Origin of the sequence: Trichlorobacter lovleyi (genome assembly GCF_015239775.1) — a bacterium.
Taxonomy (GTDB): Bacteria; Desulfobacterota; Desulfuromonadia; order Geobacterales; family Pseudopelobacteraceae; genus Trichlorobacter; species Trichlorobacter lovleyi_B.
Genome location: NZ_CP058409.1, coordinates 1,004,091 through 1,021,323, shown reverse-complemented (window position 1 = coordinate 1,021,323; position 17,233 = coordinate 1,004,091). Strand labels below are relative to the sequence as shown.

At 56.0% G+C, this 17,233-nt stretch carries 17 protein-coding genes and 1 tRNA gene; 14 read left to right on the top strand and 4 right to left on the bottom strand.

Translation table 11 applies throughout. The features are described from left to right. Nucleotides 1–2 precede the first annotated feature (2 nt). Together FY034_RS04600 and FY034_RS04595 are read left to right on the top strand one after the other, a co-directional pair. Nucleotides 3–2,714: a DUF2339 domain-containing protein gene (locus FY034_RS04600; RefSeq protein WP_265554095.1), complete on the top strand. Its 2,712-nt coding sequence runs from the start codon at nucleotides 3–5 to the stop codon at nucleotides 2,712–2,714. A gap of 44 nt (nucleotides 2,715–2,758) precedes the next feature. Next, entirely contained in the window at nucleotides 2,759–4,327 is a 1,569-nt protein-coding gene (locus FY034_RS04595; protein WP_265554093.1) for a YiiX/YebB-like N1pC/P60 family cysteine hydrolase, read from the top strand. Between the two features lie 6 nt (nucleotides 4,328–4,333). Here FY034_RS04595 and FY034_RS04590 read toward each other — a convergent pair whose 3' ends face one another. Then, the gene (locus FY034_RS04590) at nucleotides 4,334–5,482 is read right to left on the bottom strand and encodes a zinc-ribbon domain-containing protein (protein WP_265554091.1); all 1,149 of its coding nucleotides are present in this window, start codon (nucleotides 5,480–5,482) and stop codon (nucleotides 4,334–4,336) included. 267 nt (nucleotides 5,483–5,749) lie between these two features. On the opposite strand from FY034_RS04590, the gene FY034_RS04585 reads away from it, so the two are divergent. Next, complete coding sequence (locus FY034_RS04585) at nucleotides 5,750–7,408, top strand: mucoidy inhibitor MuiA family protein (RefSeq protein ID WP_265554089.1); 1,659 nt, start codon at nucleotides 5,750–5,752, stop codon at nucleotides 7,406–7,408. Nucleotides 7,409–7,676: 268 nt separating this feature from the next. On the opposite strand, the gene FY034_RS04580 is transcribed toward FY034_RS04585, so the two are convergent. From FY034_RS04580 to FY034_RS04570, 3 genes are all read right to left on the bottom strand, one after another. Continuing rightward, on the bottom strand, nucleotides 7,677–8,852 hold the full coding sequence (locus FY034_RS04580) for a class I SAM-dependent rRNA methyltransferase (protein WP_265554088.1): 1,176 nt from the start codon (nucleotides 8,850–8,852) through the stop codon (nucleotides 7,677–7,679). Then, nucleotides 8,849–9,370 carry a YkgJ family cysteine cluster protein gene (locus tag FY034_RS04575; RefSeq protein ID WP_265554086.1) on the bottom strand — a complete coding sequence of 174 codons (522 nt, stop codon included), beginning with the start codon at nucleotides 9,368–9,370 and terminating at the stop codon, nucleotides 8,849–8,851. The genes FY034_RS04580 and FY034_RS04575 overlap by 4 nt, the downstream gene beginning before the upstream one ends. 94 nt (nucleotides 9,371–9,464) lie before the next feature. Then, nucleotides 9,465–10,451 (bottom strand): NAD(P)H-quinone oxidoreductase, encoded by a 987-nt coding sequence (locus tag FY034_RS04570; RefSeq protein ID WP_265554084.1) that lies wholly within the window; start codon nucleotides 10,449–10,451, stop codon nucleotides 9,465–9,467. 294 nt (nucleotides 10,452–10,745) lie between these two features. Between FY034_RS04570 and surE the strand changes: the two genes are divergently transcribed. The 11 genes from surE (at nucleotide 10,746) to FY034_RS04515 (ending at nucleotide 17,112) form a co-directional block, all read left to right on the top strand. Further along, nucleotides 10,746–11,492: a 5'/3'-nucleotidase SurE gene (gene surE, locus FY034_RS04565; RefSeq protein ID WP_265555220.1), complete on the top strand. Its 747-nt coding sequence runs from the start codon at nucleotides 10,746–10,748 to the stop codon at nucleotides 11,490–11,492. 94 nt (nucleotides 11,493–11,586) lie between these two features. Beyond that, complete coding sequence (locus tag FY034_RS04560; protein ID WP_265555218.1) at nucleotides 11,587–12,210, top strand: protein-L-isoaspartate(D-aspartate) O-methyltransferase; 624 nt, start codon at nucleotides 11,587–11,589, stop codon at nucleotides 12,208–12,210. A gap of 9 nt (nucleotides 12,211–12,219) precedes the next feature. Continuing rightward, nucleotides 12,220–13,182, top strand: a complete 963-nt coding sequence (locus FY034_RS04555; RefSeq protein WP_265554082.1) for a sigma-70 family RNA polymerase sigma factor — start codon at nucleotides 12,220–12,222, stop codon at nucleotides 13,180–13,182. A 20-nt stretch (nucleotides 13,183–13,202) separates the two neighbouring features. After that, complete coding sequence (locus FY034_RS04550) at nucleotides 13,203–13,718, top strand: adenine phosphoribosyltransferase (protein ID WP_265554079.1); 516 nt, start codon at nucleotides 13,203–13,205, stop codon at nucleotides 13,716–13,718. A 16-nt stretch (nucleotides 13,719–13,734) separates the two neighbouring features. Next, nucleotides 13,735–13,811: transfer RNA gene (locus tag FY034_RS04545), tRNA-Arg, on the top strand. Nucleotides 13,812–14,179: 368 nt separating this feature from the next. Further along, complete coding sequence (locus FY034_RS04540; RefSeq protein WP_265554077.1) at nucleotides 14,180–14,497, top strand: hypothetical protein; 318 nt, start codon at nucleotides 14,180–14,182, stop codon at nucleotides 14,495–14,497. 21 nt (nucleotides 14,498–14,518) lie between these two features. Continuing rightward, a complete protein-coding gene (locus tag FY034_RS04535) occupies nucleotides 14,519–15,097 on the top strand; it encodes a hypothetical protein (RefSeq protein WP_265554075.1) in 579 nt (192 codons plus the stop codon). A gap of 4 nt (nucleotides 15,098–15,101) precedes the next feature. Then, the gene (locus FY034_RS04530; protein WP_265554073.1) at nucleotides 15,102–15,386 is read left to right on the top strand and encodes a hypothetical protein; all 285 of its coding nucleotides are present in this window, start codon (nucleotides 15,102–15,104) and stop codon (nucleotides 15,384–15,386) included. 98 nt (nucleotides 15,387–15,484) lie between these two features. After that, nucleotides 15,485–16,330 (top strand): anti-phage DNA glycosylase Brig1, encoded by an 846-nt coding sequence (gene brig1 / locus FY034_RS04525; protein ID WP_265554072.1) that lies wholly within the window; start codon nucleotides 15,485–15,487, stop codon nucleotides 16,328–16,330. 351 nt (nucleotides 16,331–16,681) lie between these two features. After that, on the top strand, nucleotides 16,682–16,903 hold the full coding sequence (locus FY034_RS04520; RefSeq protein WP_265554070.1) for a hypothetical protein: 222 nt from the start codon (nucleotides 16,682–16,684) through the stop codon (nucleotides 16,901–16,903). A gap of 23 nt (nucleotides 16,904–16,926) precedes the next feature. Further along, complete coding sequence (locus tag FY034_RS04515; RefSeq protein WP_265554068.1) at nucleotides 16,927–17,112, top strand: hypothetical protein; 186 nt, start codon at nucleotides 16,927–16,929, stop codon at nucleotides 17,110–17,112. The last annotated feature ends 121 nt before the right edge of the window (nucleotides 17,113–17,233 follow it).

The window sequence follows — 17,233 nt, the reverse complement described above, 5'->3', positions numbered from 1 at the left end:
CCATGGCACTCTTGAGTATCTGCATCGGCATCATTGCAGGCGGCATGCTGTTTCAGTTTGCCGGAGCGGTTTCAGGCGGAATTATCGGCTGGTTCTACTACAGCCTGCACCTGCTGCACACACGCCAGAACGAGCAGCAACAAGAGCTGGCATGGCTGAGATCACGATTGTCCGCACATCTGCGGGATGATCCTGACCTGACAAGACCTGAACCGGATCAGGCACCCAAGCCGGAGCCTGCAGTCATTGTCACCCCGGCCCCGCTGGTCCGGCCAATGCCGACCCAACCGGCGTGGCAGCAAGAGCAACCGGCACCGAAAACGACCGTAGATCTGACCGCTAAAACCGAGCCTGCCTATACCTTTAAATACACCCCTGCGCCGGAAACTTCAGCCGAACCATCAGCACTGGAAAACGTTCTGAAAACCATCTTTAACGGTGAAAACCTGCTGGTGAAGCTGGGGGTGCTGATCCTTTTCTGCGGCATCGCCTTTCTGGTCAAATATGCAGCCCAGCACGGCATGTTCCCCCTGGAACTGCGCCTGCTCAGCGCTGCTGCCGGAGGCGTCGTCCTGCTGGCAACCGGCTGGCAGTTGCGCACAAAACGGGCTGAGTATGCCCTGGCGCTGCAGGGTGGCGGTATCGGCATTCTCTATCTGGTCAGCTATGCAGCCTTCAGACTGTATGCGTTAATCCCCGCGGTGCCTTCCTTTGCGCTACTGGTGGCCATCTCCGGTCTGTGTGCTACGCTGGCACTGCTGCAGGAATCACGCACCATGGCCCTGTTCGGCATAATCGGCGGCTTTGCGGCCCCGTTTCTGGCCTCGGTGGGCATCGGTGATCCGGCGGTGTTGTTCGGCTATTACACCGTACTCAACATTGTGGTGATCGGCATCGCCTGGTTCCGTTCGTGGCGCTCCATCAACCTGACCGGTTTTATTGCCACTTTCCTGCTCAGCGCTATCTGGGGAGCAAACTACTACAAACCTGCGTATTTCAGTTCTGTAGAGCCGTTCCTGATCCTGTTTTTCCTGATCTACCTGGGGGTTGCCCTGTTGTTCTCACTGCGGCAACCGCCTGATCTGCGCGGCATCTCCGACGCGACCCTGGTGTTCGGCACACCACTGGCTGGCTTTGCCCTGCAATCGGCGTTGGTCAGCGACTATCGCTACGGCATGGCCTGGAGCGCCCTGGTGGCCGGGCTCTGCTACCTGGCCTGCTGCCGTCTGCTCTGGAAGCGCGACCAACAGCTGCGCCCGCTGGCCGAATCATTTCTGGCACTGGCCGGCATACTGCTCAGCCTGAGCATACCGCTGGCCTTTGATGGCCGCTGGACCTCCGCGGCCTGGGCGCTGGAAGGAGCCACCATGGTCTGGCTGGGGTTCAGGACAGAACGCCGCCTGGTTCGGGCCAGCGGTTATCTGCTGCAGCTTTTGTCCGGACTGGCCTTTGTCATTGCCATGGACCGCAGCGCAGGACCCCTGGCACTGCTGAACAGCCTCTATCTGGGCTGCCTGCTGCTCAGTCTGTCCGGCCTGTACAGTGCGTTCCTGCTGTACCGCAACAACCAGCAGCGCCAGGAGTGGGAGCAGCCGCTTGAGTACCTGCTGATCGCCTGGGGGCTCTGCTGGTGGTCCGGCGGCGCCCTGTATGAACTGGATCGGCATCTGCAGAAAGAGTTTTTGGATGGTGCCCAGCTGCTGTGTGCCGCCCTGTCAGCCCTGCTGATCCGTCTTTCTGCACGCAAACTGCAGTGGCAGAACTTCAGCTGGACCAGCCTGATCCTGGTCGTGCTGATGCCTGCAGCCGCAGTGGCCTGGTTCCCTGCCCATCCCCTGGCCCATGGCGGCTGGTTTGCCTGGCCGGTCGCCTTTAGCACAAGCTGGTGGCTGCTGTACTCCCATGATCAGTTGCTACCGGCAACGTTTAAACCGTATCCCCATGCCCTGCTGGCCTGGCTGCTGGCACTAGTGGGCAGCCTTGAGCTTGGCTGGCAGGTACGCTTTGCCATGCTGCAGCAGGGCAGCTGGCTGGAAATCAGTCAGGTGGTGATGCCGGTCAGTCTGCTCGGGCTGTTGGTGATCGGCAATCGAACCGGTCTCTGGCCCTTCCGGCAGGAGCGGACTACCTATCTGGGGATCATCGCCCTGCCCCTTGCGGTCTGGTCTCTGGGCTGGGTGGTGGTCAGCTCCCTGACCTGCGTTGGCGACAGCAGCCCGCTGCCCTGGCTGCCGCTGCTGAACCAGTTTGACCTGACCATCCTGGCTGCCATTGCCATGCCGTTGATCTGGCTGCGCAGCCTGTATGCAGAGCATGAATTCCAAGCGTTATTGCATGAACTGCAGCCTTCAATCACGGCCCTGTTCAGCGCTGTTGCCTTTGTCTGGCTGAACAGTATCCTGGCCCGCAGCCTGCACTACTGGGGCGAGGTACCGTTCACAGCCCACGGCATGCTGCACTCGCCCCTGGCCCAGGCATCCTTCTCCATCTGCTGGAGCCTGCTGGCGCTGCTTGCCACCCTGTATGCGGTCCGGCATGCCCACCGCCGGATCTGGATCTGCGGGGCCGCCCTGCTGGGGGTTGTGGTTGCCAAGCTGTTTATGGTAGATCTTGCAGGTCATGGCACCGTGGCCAGGATCGTATCATTTGTTGCCGTGGGACTGTTGCTGCTGGTGATCGGCTGGTTCGCACCGGTACCACCCAAAAAAGAATAAGCCCGGGTCATCCGCAGACTATTGCCTGCACAAGGGAGAAGATCATGCCGTCAATGTTCACCAGAATCCTGCACCTGTCACTGGCCGGCCTGCTGTTCGTCACTGCACAGCAGGCGCAGGCCGTTTCCACAGACGAACTCCAAGGGCAGCTGTCCTCTGCATCCACCGCAACACTGCCTGCCCAGTGCCGGGATCACCTGCTGAAGGCCCATGGCGTTACCAGACAGCAGGTGAATGCAGGACTGAATCAGGAGCTGGCCCGTTTTCGCACCCTGGCAGAGCAGGCCTTGATGCTGCGGGCCGAAACCATCTCGGTGGGCAGACGGATCAAGACCCAGCTGGAGCAGAAAAAACCGCTCTCCGGCGACGATCTGGAGATCATGAACATCGGTATTACCGAACACCTGAAGCTGCGCAAGGAGCTGATGGAGGTTGCCGAATCCCACGAATGCTGGCTGGATGGGACCGAGCAGGAATGGCAGAGCCGGGGGGTATCGCCGGAGACACGGCTGAACGGGGTGATGATGTCGCTTGCATCCGCCTTTTTGCTGTATGACAACTATCTGCTGTCGGTCTCGCTGTTTGAAGGGGATGCCAAACTGCGCCGCCTGCTGAATGAGGCTGATCCCGGCTATGCGGTGCAGAGCGCCGCCCTGGCCAAGGTAACCCTCTCCTACAACTCCATCAACAACCGCAGCCGGGCCCGCAAGGCGATCAAATTCTACGAGCAGGAGGCAAAGCGATTCAACCGGACCGTGGATGCCAACCCGGAAACCGCCTACATCAATCTGCTGATCAAGCAGAGTCCTTCCTATTCCATGGTGCGCACCTGGTCGCCGTTTTACGTGGTGGGCCGCAAGATCGGCTTTCTGGGCGGCGTGACCGAAGACACCCTTTCCGGGTTGGAGCGGCACGGTGTCAGCCTGTTCAGCATGGTCTTCGGCAATGCCGTCGGGCTGGTGGAAACCCGCAAGGGCAAGCTGTACCGTAAACCGCCGGTCAGGGAACAACTGCAGGAAACCCTGCAGGCCGGTGATGTGCTGCTGGAAAAGACCCCCTTTCGCCTGACCGACAAACTGATTCCCGGCTACTGGGGGCATGCGGCGGTCTGGATCGGCACAGAAAGGGAGTTGCGCAACCTTGGCATCTGGGACAACCCGCTGGTCAAACGCTACCATGACCAGATCCATCAGGGGCGTGGCGTGGTTGAGGCGCTCCGTTCCGGGGTGGAGATAAACCCGCTGGAGCAGTTTATGAACATTGACAGCATCGGGGTCTTACGCAAACAGAACATCAGCAGGGATGACCGGATCAGGGTCATTCTGCAGTCCCTACGGCAGGTGGGCAAACCGTATGACTTCAATTTTGATGTGGAATCAAAGGAGCGGGTCTACTGCTCAAAGCTGGTCTACCTGACCTACAGCGGGGTGGAGTGGCCCACCAAAAAATCGCTGGGGCGCACCACCTTTACCCCTGATGATGTGGCGAACCGCGCCCTGGCAGGTGATTTCCGGCTGGTGCTGTTTTACCACAACGGCAAACAGGTGCAGCAGACACCGCTGGAACGGATGGCAAGCCTGATGGAGCAGCCGGTCCGTCCAGCGGTACGCTAGCAGGTACTACGGGGAAAACAGCAGCCTGATCGTTGCAGGATCAATACTCAGGATATGCGGTGGCCGGCCCTGCTGCAGCATCATGTTGAACATCGGCATGAAGTTATCCACAATGGCTGCCCCCAGCGCGAAGAAGATCAGCAGCGGCACCAGGATGTACCCGGCCAGACCGAGCAGCAGCCAGGCCGCCTTGGTGCCGTCGCTTGATGAATAGCTGACGGTTCCGGCAGTTTCACTCAGATTGCGATAGAGAATAACGGTATACAGCATGCTGAACGGCGCCAGCAGCAGTGAGAGAATGACACCGATGAACGGTATCGTCCCCGGCAGCATCCCCAGCAGCCAGACCAGCACCAGACGCCCGGTCACCGGCCAGAAACGGCCATCCACCAATGCCTTGCTCTTCAGCAGGGCTTCCATTCCACGGGTCTCCTCAGCCACCACCAGATAGGGGCAGGCAAAGAACCAGATAGCGGTCAGAATGCCGGGGATCAGAAACAGGAGTGAGGCTCCCCCCGCGATAAAGCTGTAGAGCGTCGACACCCAGGCCAGGGATATCCAGCAGCTTTTGGCACGGTGAAAGGAATCATTGAACCCCAGCCTCTCATCAACTGCCGCACTGAGCGCCGCTGCCATCCCCCAGCAGGCAATCAGGAGACTAAGGCAGACTGCCACACCAAATGACATGATCAGCGCCGCCAGACCACTGAAGGAGCTCTTGGCCATGCCGCCCATGCCAAGGGATACCAACACGGGGGGGACCACACAGGCGACTGCCGTGGCAATAAAAATGCCCAGCAGCACCAGCCAGCGTTGTTTGTACAGTTCCCAGGTCGCCTCAAACAGTTCCGCAACCGTCAGCAGTTCACGGGAGACACGCCCCTTAGTGTTCCCCCCTCCTGCCGCATGATTGTTTTCGGGCAATGGCGGTGGCAGTGGCGGGGGTGATGGCGGTGCCGCAGCTCCCCCCGCCGGTGGTGGCGGGGTCATGACCGGAGCAGGCACGGGAGACACAACCGGTGCGGATGCCTTGTCAAACTCAAAGACCTGCTTGCATTTGGGACAGGTTGCCTGTACCGGCTGGTCCGGCAGTTGGTCAGCCACGACTTCGCGGCTGAAGGAACAGTGCGGACAACTGACTCGAATCTTGGACATGGGGCCTCCTTGGGACACACCACAGCAGATTGCAATTATCCTGCAAAATACGTGGCAATTGTTGCATCATGCTGCAAATTAACGTTGCACTATATGCAATACAGCTAGTTATCCCGCGCACCGGTCGCCCTGCCGCTGTTCTGCAGCAGACAAACTGACAAAAACCGTCAGTACGATAACGCATTCAATGCGTAGCACCAGATCAGGACACAGCAAAAAAATCTGGTATACTTTATCCGAGTCAAGCTCATCTTCAGGAGGTTGTTCATGCAGATCCTTTCCCTGCCGGCATTATGTCTGGGGCTGTTGTTGCCCGTATCCGTGTTTGCAGCACCGGCGGCACGTATACCGGCACAGGCCACCATCAGTGCGGTTACAGTCTATCAGGACCGGGCCCAGGTTACCCGCAGCGTATCAGTCGCATTGAAACCGGGCAGTCAGATCATTGCGGTTGAAGGGTTGCCGGTGCTGCTGCAGGACGATTCGGTGCGGGTCGATGCCAAGGGAACGGCACGGGCCACCATCACCGGTATTGAGGTCAAGCGCAGTTTTCTGACCCAGACGGCCGACAAGCGGGTCAAGGAGATTGAGGCGGAACTGCGGCAGCTTGAGCGCAAGCTGGGTGGCCTTGATGCCAGAAAGGCCGGCCTGGTTGCCCAAAAGGGCTTTGTTGATTCGATCAAGGTGGCCTGGGGAGAACGGATCTCGCAGCAACTGGCCATCGGCAAGCCGACCAGCGCCGAGCTGAATGAGGCCATGGGCTTTGTGGGCAGCAACACCGTCAAGGTTGAAGATCAGCAGCGTGAGATTGAGCAGGAAAAGCAGGTCATCAAAGAGCAGATCGATGCCCTGAAGCGAAAGAAGCAGGAGGCAGCCGGATCATATCGCAAGGAGAGCAAGACCGTTGAAGTGGCGGTTGAAACCTCCAGGGAAGGCAAGCTGACCCTGGACCTGTCCGGGGTGGTCAATCAGGCCACTTGGGAGCCGGGCTACGATGTGCGCCTTGCCCAGGATGGCACCAGCGCCGAGCTGACCTACCGTGCCCAGGTTCGCCAGCAGACCGGTGAAGACTGGAGCAATGTGCCGCTGACCCTTTCCACGGCGCGCCCGGCCAGTGGTGGCGCCCCGCCCACCCTCTACCCCTGGCGGATCTCCTTCTATCGCCCCATGCCGATGGCCATGCCAGCTGCCGCACCAATCCGCAACTTCAAAAAGGCGGCCAGGCCCGTGATGGCAGAGAGTATGAAGGCCGATATGGCGATGGAGGAGGAAGAACCTGCTCCGGCGGCCTTCCAGACTGCCCAGGCAGCTGCAGAAGGGACCTCAATCGCATTCAAAATCCCCAAACCGGTTGATATCCCCTCCGACAACACCCGCCACAGCACGGTGATCGCGTTGGAAAAACTGCCGGTCAGCACCGAGTACAGCAGCGTGCCCAAGCTGGCAGCGGTTGCCTATCTGACTGCCGAACTGGTTAACAAGGCCGGCTGGCCGTTGCTGCCGGGAACCGTCAAGATCTTCAGCGGCAACACCTTTGTGGGCAGTGCCGAGATGAAGCAGGTGGCCTCGGGTGAAAAGTTCACCCTCCCCTTTGGCAGCGACGATCAGATCACGGTCAAGCGGGAAGAGCTGAAGCAGCACAAAGAGGCCGGCCTGTTCGGCAAAAACCGGATGGGCTACCGCTCAACCGTCACCGTTACCAACTTCCGCAAAGAGCCCCAGACCATCAGCATCAAGGATCAACTGCCGCTGGCTGGCGACAACGAGATCACGGTCAGCCTGGAAGAACCGACCCTGCCACCGACCGAGAAAAAGGATGACGGGACGCTGATCTGGAAGATGAAGCTGGCAGCAGGCGAGAAGAAGGTATTCAGTTACGAGATTGTGGTGGAATATCCCAAGGACAGGGAAGTTACGGGGCTGTAAAACTACTGCGGAGGCCGTCTGCCTCGTTGCGCGGTACTCGCTCCCTCGCCTGGCTGGGCCGGCATGCTTTTTCTCTACGCCTCAGCATGTTTCACACCGGAAAGCAATACAGAAAGGGACGGTCAGATGGCCGTCCCTTTCTGTTTTCCGGTTTCAGTTCAAGGATGATCTCAAGGCGGCGAGGAATGCGGCGACGCAGGTGTACACGTAGTACATCGAGGAGCCGCTGACAAGCCAACGAAGAGAGCGCCTTGAAATGGAAGCGGCATTAAAGCGCTTGCAGCACCACACACTTGAGGTATTCCGATTCCGGGAATGACAGCAGGACCGGATGATCCGGGGCCTGTGAGCGGGCGGTCACCAGCCGCACCTCACGCTTGGCCTGCCGGGCGGAAGTGGCCAGCATCTCGCGGAACGGTTCCCGCCCCATATGATAGGAACAGGAACAGCTGATCAGATATCCGCCCGGTTCCAGCAGCTCCAGGGCACGGCGGTTGATGGTGATGTACCCCTTGGTGGCCTCGGCCAGGTTCTTGCGGTTTTTGACAAAGGCGGGCGGGTCCATCACCACCACGCCAAAGCTGCGCCCTTCCAGCTTAAGGGAGCGCAGCCGGTCAAAGGCATCGCACTCCTCAAAAGCGACCCGGTCCGACAGGCCGTTTAAGGCGGCGTTCCTGCCGGCCAGGGCAACGGCACGCTCGGAGATATCCAGCCCCAGCACTGAGCGGGCCCCGAAAAAGCCGGCGTGGCTGGCCCAGCTGCCGCTGTAGCAGAAGCAGTCCAGCACTTCTTTATCTTTCGAGATCCCCTGCAGCAGCAGGTGGTTTTCCTTCTGATCCAGAAAACCGCCGGTCTTCTGACCGTTACGCAGATCCACCTCAAAACGCAGGCTGTTTTCCTCCATCAGCACAGCGTCCGGGATGGTCCCCTGCAGCAGTTCCACCCCTTCCGTCATCCCCTCCATGGTACGTACCGCCACATCATTACGGGCAATAATCCCCTTGGGGGACAGCAGCCGCTGCAGCGCCTCCAGGATCAGGCCGCGCCGTCTGTCCATACCGGCAGACAGCAATTGCAGCGAGAGGTAGTCGCCGTACTTGTCAACCACCAGGCCGGGCAGAAAATCGGACTCGCCATAGACCAGCCGGAAGGTTTCCAGCTGCGGATACAGACTGCGACGATGGGCCAGGGCCGCGGCAATCCGCTCTTCAAAAAAACCGACCGAGTCAATATCCTCGGGCTGCCGGGAAAGCAAACGGACCGCAATCAGGGAGTGGGGGTTATGGTAACCGCTGCCGATAAAATTACCGCTGACATCAAACAGTTCACAGGCGGCACCCGGTTCCGGGGCTCCTTCAATCCGGCCGATCTCGTTACTGAACACCCAGGGGTGTCCAGCCTTGATCCGCCGGTCTTCATTCTTTTTAAGGCTGATTCTGGTCACGGCAACATTTCTCCAAGGGAGGCAAGGGGGATGCGATCCGGCAGCTTGATGCCGAATTCACGCAGGTAGAGTACATTGACGGAGACCAGCAGTGAGTTAAGGCGCTCCAGGTCAATCAAGGCACCACCAGGGATCCGTTCCATACCGGTACAGTTAAGCGGGCAGACATCCACCCGGCGGACCGTCTCTTCAGTGATCAGGATCGGCAGTCCATGGGTGCGGCAGATAATCGGGCGGGCCCGGTACAACAGGCAGCGATCGTCAAGCAGGAGCGGGCAACGCTCCCCATCCTGAGGATTGCACAGATGCTGTTTCAGCTGTTGATACTGTTCCGGCGGCAGCTGTCCGGCAGCCTCAATCAGCGCCGCCGCCTCAACGGGAAAGACCGAGATACTGATACAGCAGGAAGAACAACCGGCGTGGCAGGTCAGGGCATCACCCAACAACGTGGTGATCCCCTCACAGAGTTGATCCACCTTCTCCAACAGGCGGTGATAGTTTTCAAGCGGCTGGGCCATTACACACCCTTAAAAGCGCAACACGGAAGGCTGGAGCAGGGCGGCGAGGGAGTGAGCACCGCGCAACGCAGCAGCCAGCCTTCCGCAGCAGCCTTTACTGGATCTTCAGCACAATCTTGCCGAAGTGTTTATCCTCTTCCATCATCCGGTGCGCCTCAACCACCTCATCAATACTGAAGACCTTTTCGATGATCGGCACGATGGTGCGGTCGGCAAATTTCGGCAGGGCCGTCTTGGTAAATTCAGCCACAATGGCCGCCTTATCCTTGACCGGACGGGAACGCAGGACAGAGCCGATGATCTGCTGGCGCTTGACCATCATCAGGGCCAGGTTCAGTTCTGCCTTGATGCCGCTGATGATACCGATGATCACCAGACGACCGGCATAGGCCAGCGAGTTCATGTTGGGGGCCAGATACTTGGCACCGACATGGTCCAGGATCACGTCCGCCCCCTTCTTGTTGGTGAACTCCTTGACCGCCTCGGAAAAGTCAGGGGTGGTGGTGAAGTCAACCACCAGGTCAACCCCCATCGCCTTGACCCGCTCAAGCTTACTGGGGTGCGAGGTGACAATGATCCTGGTTTCCGGCACCAGCGCCTTGCAGAGCTGTACACCGGCCATATTGACCCCGCCGCCGCCGCCATGGATGATGACAGTGTTCTTGTCCTTCAGGCCACCGATCATGAACAGGTTGGAGAAGGCGGTGATATAGGATTCGCAGACGCAGGCAGCCTCTTCAAAGGACATCGACTCCGGAATCGGCATCAGGTGACTGGCATAGGCCACGGCATATTCGGCACAGGCGCCGCCGCCCACCAGCGACATAACCCGCTGGCCCACCTGCCAGCCCTCCACGCCGGGACCGAGCTCTTCGATGGTGCCCGCCACTTCAAGGCCGAGAATTTCAGAGTCACCGGGAGGTGGCGGGTACTTGCCTTCGCGCTGCACCAGATCAGGACGGTTAATGGTGGTGGCAATCACCTTGACCAGCACCTGACCTTCAGCAGGAACCGGCTTTTCAGCCTCCCCCACCTTCAACACCTCAACCCCGCCAAAACCCTCCATCAAGACTGCCTTCATAGGAACCCCTCCCAAATGAGATAGTGTTTGAAAAATGCGAGGGGCTAATCTACCTGCTTGAAAGGCGTTTGTAAACCGAAAAAGCGCCAGCTGAACCCTTGATTTCATGGGTTTTTTCTGCCATAAACGGGCCTCATCAATCCTGTAATTCCAATTTCAGATCAAGGATGATAGCAAGACGGCGAGGAGATTGGCGACGCAGGCGTACACGCAGTACGTTGAGGAGCCAATGACGAGCCAACGAAGATAGCGCCTTGAAATGGAATTGGAATAAGCACCATGGACGGTACAGCAATGCAGATTATGGTCACCAACGATGACGGTATCGGAGCACCAGGCATCAAGGCCCTGGCTGACGCACTGGCAGAACTGGGCGATGTTACGGTGGTGGCACCGGACCGTGAACGCAGTGCTGCCGGGCATTCCCTGACCCTGCACGCTCCCCTGCGGGTCTTTGAGCTACGCAAAGGCTGGTATGCCGTGGACGGCACCCCCACCGACTGCGTCAACATGGGCCTGCACAGCCTGCTTCCTTCCCCCCCCGATCTGGTGGTCTCCGGCATCAACCATGGCAGCAATATGGGCGATGACGTGACCTACTCCGGCACGGTGGCGGCAGCCATGGAGGCCAATCTGATGGGCATCCCGTCGCTGGCGGTCTCACTGGCCACCTACGGCGCCACCGAGCATTTCCCCGATGCCGCCAAGGTGGCGCTGCAGGTCTGCCGTGCCATGATCAGGCAGGGACTGCCGGCCGATACCTTTCTTAACCTAAATATCCCCAACCTGCCTTTTGCGGAGATCAAGGTTCCGCTGATCACCCGCCAGGGCAAACGGTCTTTTGTGGGCAAGATTGTGGACAAGATCGACCCCCGAGGCCGCAAGTATTACTGGATCGGCAGCGAAGAACCCAGCTTTGCCGATGACGAAGGGACCGACTACAACGCCGTCGGCAAGGGCCACCCCTCCCTTACCCCGCTGCACCTCGACCTGACCAACCACCGGGCGCTGGAGACCCTGAAACAATGGCAACTCGCCTGATACTGGACATACGCGGGCTACTCTGGTATCGTGCCGCCGATTATCTTCCGCCGGGGAGTCTGTTTTGGTAAATTTTGAAATCGCCCGCAAACGAATGGTGCAGGAGCAGATCGTTGGTCGCGGCATTACCACCCCTCGCCTGCTTGAAGTCTTCCAGAAGGTCCCCCGTCACCTGTTCGTGCAGGAAGCCATGGCTGTCCAGGCCTACAGTGACGGCCCTTTGCCGATCGGCGAAAAGCAAACCATCTCACAACCCTACATTGTCGCACTGATGACCGATCTGCTGGAGCTGACCGGCAATGACCACGTGCTTGAGATCGGCACCGGTTCAGGCTATCAAACCGCCATCCTTGCCAGCCTGGTCAGACGGGTCTGGACCATCGAGCGGATTCGCCCCCTGGCCATGCAGGCCCGCAAGGTGCTTGACGCGCTGCACCTGCTGAACGTCAATATCAAGGTTGGTGACGGCACCCTGGGCTGGCCGGAGGAGGGCCCCTTTGACGCCATTCTGGTCACTGCCGGTGCCCCGGCAATCCCGGAGACCCTGGCCGCCCAGCTGGCGCCGGGAGGACGGCTGGTCATACCGGTCGGTGACGAGGCGAACCAGACCCTGCTCCGGATTCGCAAGGCGCCAGATGGGACCCTGACCCAGGAAACCGGTATCGGCTGCCGCTTTGTCCCGTTGATTGGCCAACAGGGCTGGCAGCTCAACAGTTGAGGAGGTTTCATGTCGCTTGACACGCCCCACCAGGAACCGTTTTTGGATGCACCAGGTCTGGATGACGAACAGGAACCACCGGTTGACTTTGTTGCCGCCATTGAAGCGGAAGAAGACCCCACACTTGAAGTTGACGAGCTGCCGGCCCTGGTGGAGCAGATCCCCCTTGATGACCCGGTCAAGATCTACCTGCGGGACATCCAGCGCACCCCCTTGTTGAGCGCAGAAGCCGAGAAGGAACTGGCCCGTCAGGTTGAACAGGGAGACAAGGCAGCCCGCAACAAGATGATTGAGGCCAACCTGCGGCTGGTGGTCAAGATTGCCAAGCGCTACCTGAACCGCGGCCTGCCGTTCCTTGACCTGATTGAAGAAGGCAACCTGGGCCTGATGAAGGCGGTCGAACGGTTCTCACTTGAAAAGGAATGCCGGTTTTCAACCTACGCAACCTGGTGGATCCGCCAATCAATTGAGCGTGCCCTGGTCAACCAATCCAGAACCATCAGGCTTCCGGTCCATGTGTCTGACGACATAAGCCGCATGCTCAAGATATCGCGCCAGCTTTCACAGGAACTGCACCGGGAACCATCGGTGCAGGAACTGGCGGAGGCCATGCAGATCAAACCACTGCATATCCGTAAACTGATGATCCTGTTGCGGCGGACCTGTTCCATGGATGTGCCGATTGGTGAGGGGAACGACTTTTTCCTGGTGGACACCATCGAAGACGCCAACGCGGTTTCTCCTGCCGAGCTGCTCGAAAACATTGACCGCTATGAGCTGATAGCCGAACATTTTGATCAGCTGAGCGAGAACGAACGCACCATCCTGGGGCTTCGCTTCGGTCTTGATGACCAGGACCCCCAGACCCTGGACACCATCGGCCAGAGTTTCGGCGTCACCCGTGAACGGATTCGTCAAATCGAGGCGAAATCACTTGAAAAACTAAAGGCCCTGGCCAAATCATCGAAATAGAGAACAAGGAGATTGCTCCCATGGAAGACCTGAAACTCAGCATTCGCGACATTCCCGATTTCCCCAAAAAGGGTATTATTTTCAAAGACATCACCACCCTGCTGCAGGATGCGAAGTCTTTTACCCGGATGATCGACATGATCGCCAACCGCTACATCGGCCAGCGGATCGACAAGGTGGTGGGTGTTGAGGCACGGGGGTTCCTGATTGGCGCAGCTCTGGCGTACCGCCTGGGTGCCGGGGTTGTACTGGTCCGCAAACCGGGCAAGCTGCCTTCCGAAACCTTCAGCAAGACCTACGACCTGGAATATGGCACCGACACCCTTGAGATCCATAAAGATGCCATCAAACCAGGCGAAAAGATTCTGATAGCCGACGACCTGCTGGCAACCGGCGGCACCATGGCCGCTGTGGTGGATATGGTCACCAAGATGCAGGGCGAGATCGTGGAATGCTGCTTTATGACCGAACTGACCTTCCTGGACGGCCGCAAAAAACTGCCTGAAGGAAAGGTTTACTCTCTGATGCAATTCTGATAAAAGAAAAACCCCTGTCCCCGTAGCTCAGCAGGATAGAGCGACTCCCTCCTAAGGAGTAGGCCGGACGTTCGAATCGTCTCGGGGACGCCAAAGCACATAACTAGCTGATTATGCTAGCCCCTGAAAGCCTTTGTGGAAAGTGAGACCTTTTTTGAGACCTCATCTGCAAGGGCTTTCTTAACTTAGAGAACACGTATATCTCCGCAATGGTATCTATTACTTAGATATCCCCAGTTATCTAGCCAACTACTTTCCTGTAACTGAGATCAAACGTTCACTTTGAATCGCACCCGTTTTACTAGAACTTTCAACCTATTGTAATAGCGTCCTCGATGACTTATCTTAGCCGATGCACTTTCTTGGTTGACCCCTATGCGACATATTTTGTCGTTACGCTATGATACATTGAACTGACGATATAAATAACTGCTAAAATCGACACGTAGGGAGGCATACTCATGAAGGATACCATTACAAGCGGTCCTGAGGAAGATTTCGAGAATGAAGCAAGCTTGATGGAGCTTCATACTCAGGTTATGGATTATCTTTACAAATGGAAGGACTTTATGGCTGTCGCGAGAATCATCCGACCTGACTTGTGTGCCAATGTGTTCGAGAGGAGGCCGTGCAGGCGGAAACTCGAGTATATCGGAGACCACCATAATTTCTTTGTTAAGGACAATATATACAAGTCGACTACCTTTAATGGAGCAACATACACTTTTGAAGGATATGAACGTGCCACAGGGTATACTCATTTCCGGCACATATCCTAATACTAGCCCAGAGTTAAGATTATGAAAATTATTGGTATCGGTGGCTGTGGCACTGCATTGGTGAATGAGGCTATACGGTCAGGCATCCCTGAACATCTCTGTATTGCAGTCGATACAGATTTGGAAACGCTGAAATTCTGCTCAGCCAAAGATAAATTTCAAATCGGGCAAACCACAACTAACGGGTTGGGAACGGGATGCAGTTCAGAGCGCGGTGCGAAGGCAGCATCAGAGTCTCTACACCAGATAGAGAGTATCATATCGGGTTGTGATAAAATAATCATCTTATCAAGTATCGGTGGTGGGACTGGCTCATCTCTACTGTCTGTTTTAGTTGAATTATGTCAGCGGTATAATATTCATTTTCAGGCAATTGCGGTAATGCCGTTCGAGGGAGAAGGAAGTACAAGGAAGTCGGTGGCTGAAAATGCCACTGAGACGCTAAGGAGTCATTTAAGACAGGTAACTATGCTAAACAATGATGACGTTCACAAGATAACCCGAAAAGGTTTATCGGGTGATGTATTCAGGCACATCAATGAGCATATAGTAAATAAAAGTCTCAAGCAGCTAGAGATCTATACCTCGATTATGGAGTGATTATATGGACAATGACATCCCTGAATATCTAGAACTCTTCTCTGATACGGGAAACGTTACGGTCAGAGTCAAATTTGCTGATAAATCCGATAATGGCAGGTCCATGCGAGAGTTCAATGCCCAGTGGAGCGAGATGAGCAAGTTGATCGCCCCAGAGACCCATGAGCCTTATTGTGAGATGTTATTTGATTCATATGCTTGTGAAATATCCAAAATCGAGATAAACCCGAAGAGGAACTCGATTGTTATTCATGCCGGGCCAACTGGACTTCCTCCAATCAATAATTAAAAGGTATCAACACCCACCTTGAAACATAGAAAAGGTAACATTCTTGTAGGGAATCACCCCCACTTAACACTACTACAAGGAAATTACAGGAGGTTAACTTGGATCGAGAAAACCAATTTGACATTACCAATTGGCTACAGGCATGGGACAAAGAAATCAAGAAATGGGATATTGACCCGTTTGGGTATTATGCCAAACATCCTCTCAGTGGCTGCTATACCGGTAAAAAAGCAAGAGCAGTGCAACCCGATTGCTTGCCTGAACCGTATCTTGGGGACCCGTTAAAAAAGCATAGTGTCATATTCCTCAACTTGAACCCTGGACCGACATGCGATAACTTTCAAGGGCTCGCCGGTAGATACACAAATCGTGTAAGGGAGGTCGGCTACAGCGAGTGGGCAAAGTGTCTGCCCTATAATCCTGTCACGAACACTATTGATGTGGAAACAGTTTATGACAACAAAAGACACGAGGGAGGCGAAGACTTCTGGAGTAATCGTAATCGCTGGATTAATGAGATAACCGGATATGAGCATGGAGCAAAGGACCCTGCTCCATTTTGCCTCGAACTGTTTCCATTCCATAGCGACAAATGGGGTAGTTTAGACTTAGAACAAGCTAAGGGGTGGTTAGAGGAATGGGTTTTGAAGCCCGCAGTCTGCCTAGTTAAGGACGCCGAAATTCCTGCAGTGATGTGCGTTGGAAAGAGTTTTGAACGTTTTTTCCGTGAAGTAATGGGGCTTGCACCGGAACTTAGTTTTTCCTCTGCTGATGAACATATTCATGAGAATTGGCCATTAAAGAACACTCTACATCCCGTCAACCGTTCCTTTTCCAAGTTTAGAGTATTGGGCGGCACTTTCGTCGTTACTTGGCATTCTGGTGGTAATAAATTGCCGGGGACTATCTTTAAACAAGTGTGCCAACGTGTCATTTACAATTGATATGCTTCAGCAGGAAGTATGATACATCTAGCCAGGCAGCACCAAGCTCATCTCAGCATCCGATAGCGCTCGAAGTGTTTCGACCAGGGGACACCAAAGCACATAACCAACTGACAACGCTAGACATATAAGCCATTGCCGAAAAGCAGGACCTCTTTTGAGACCTCTTCAGCAGGGGCTTTCTTGTTCCTGCTGGTTTATTCGGAAGGGTGTTCATTACTTTCGCTCAGAGATCCTCGCTGTCACTTCTTCAAGCTTTCGCACTATTTTAAATAAAGACAAAAACAGTCCTTTACATCTCAATCGTAATGTCTGATAATAAGACCAGAAACTACACAGGAGGATACTCCAATGATCTCATCCATATCATCAAGCTCAATGGCGGCAGCTTACAGCCAGCAAACATACTCTAAGCCAGTTCAGCAGCAACCACAGCAACAGCAGTCTGCTAAGGATACGGTATCAATTTCGCCTCAGGCTCAGCAGTTAGCCAGTGACGGTGACCCGGCGGCATTAGAAGCTCAGGAATCATCAGCCGGGAAAGCAGCAGAAGCTTCAAGGGGCAAGGCCTAGAAAACGTGTAAGGGGTGATTCCCGTGATGGTTAACCCGTCAACAGGCATTGATATGCAGAGCATAGTGGAACAGGTACGCTCAGCCCAAAAAGCGGCTAATGTTAACCAGCCTCCACAGACACCTGATGTAAAGACGGCAGCCATCAACCAGAATCAGTTAGGCGGCAAGACACCACAAGGCGATTACACTTTTTCAGTCTATGCATAGTGGTGGCGTTTGTAGTCAACAATTTATCAAATGTTGCGTGTGGATAGCGTTCACCTGACACTCGAGGTTGGTTCAGGGCAGTAATCGAGTTATTCCATCTAGCAAAAAAGTTAGAAGTGCG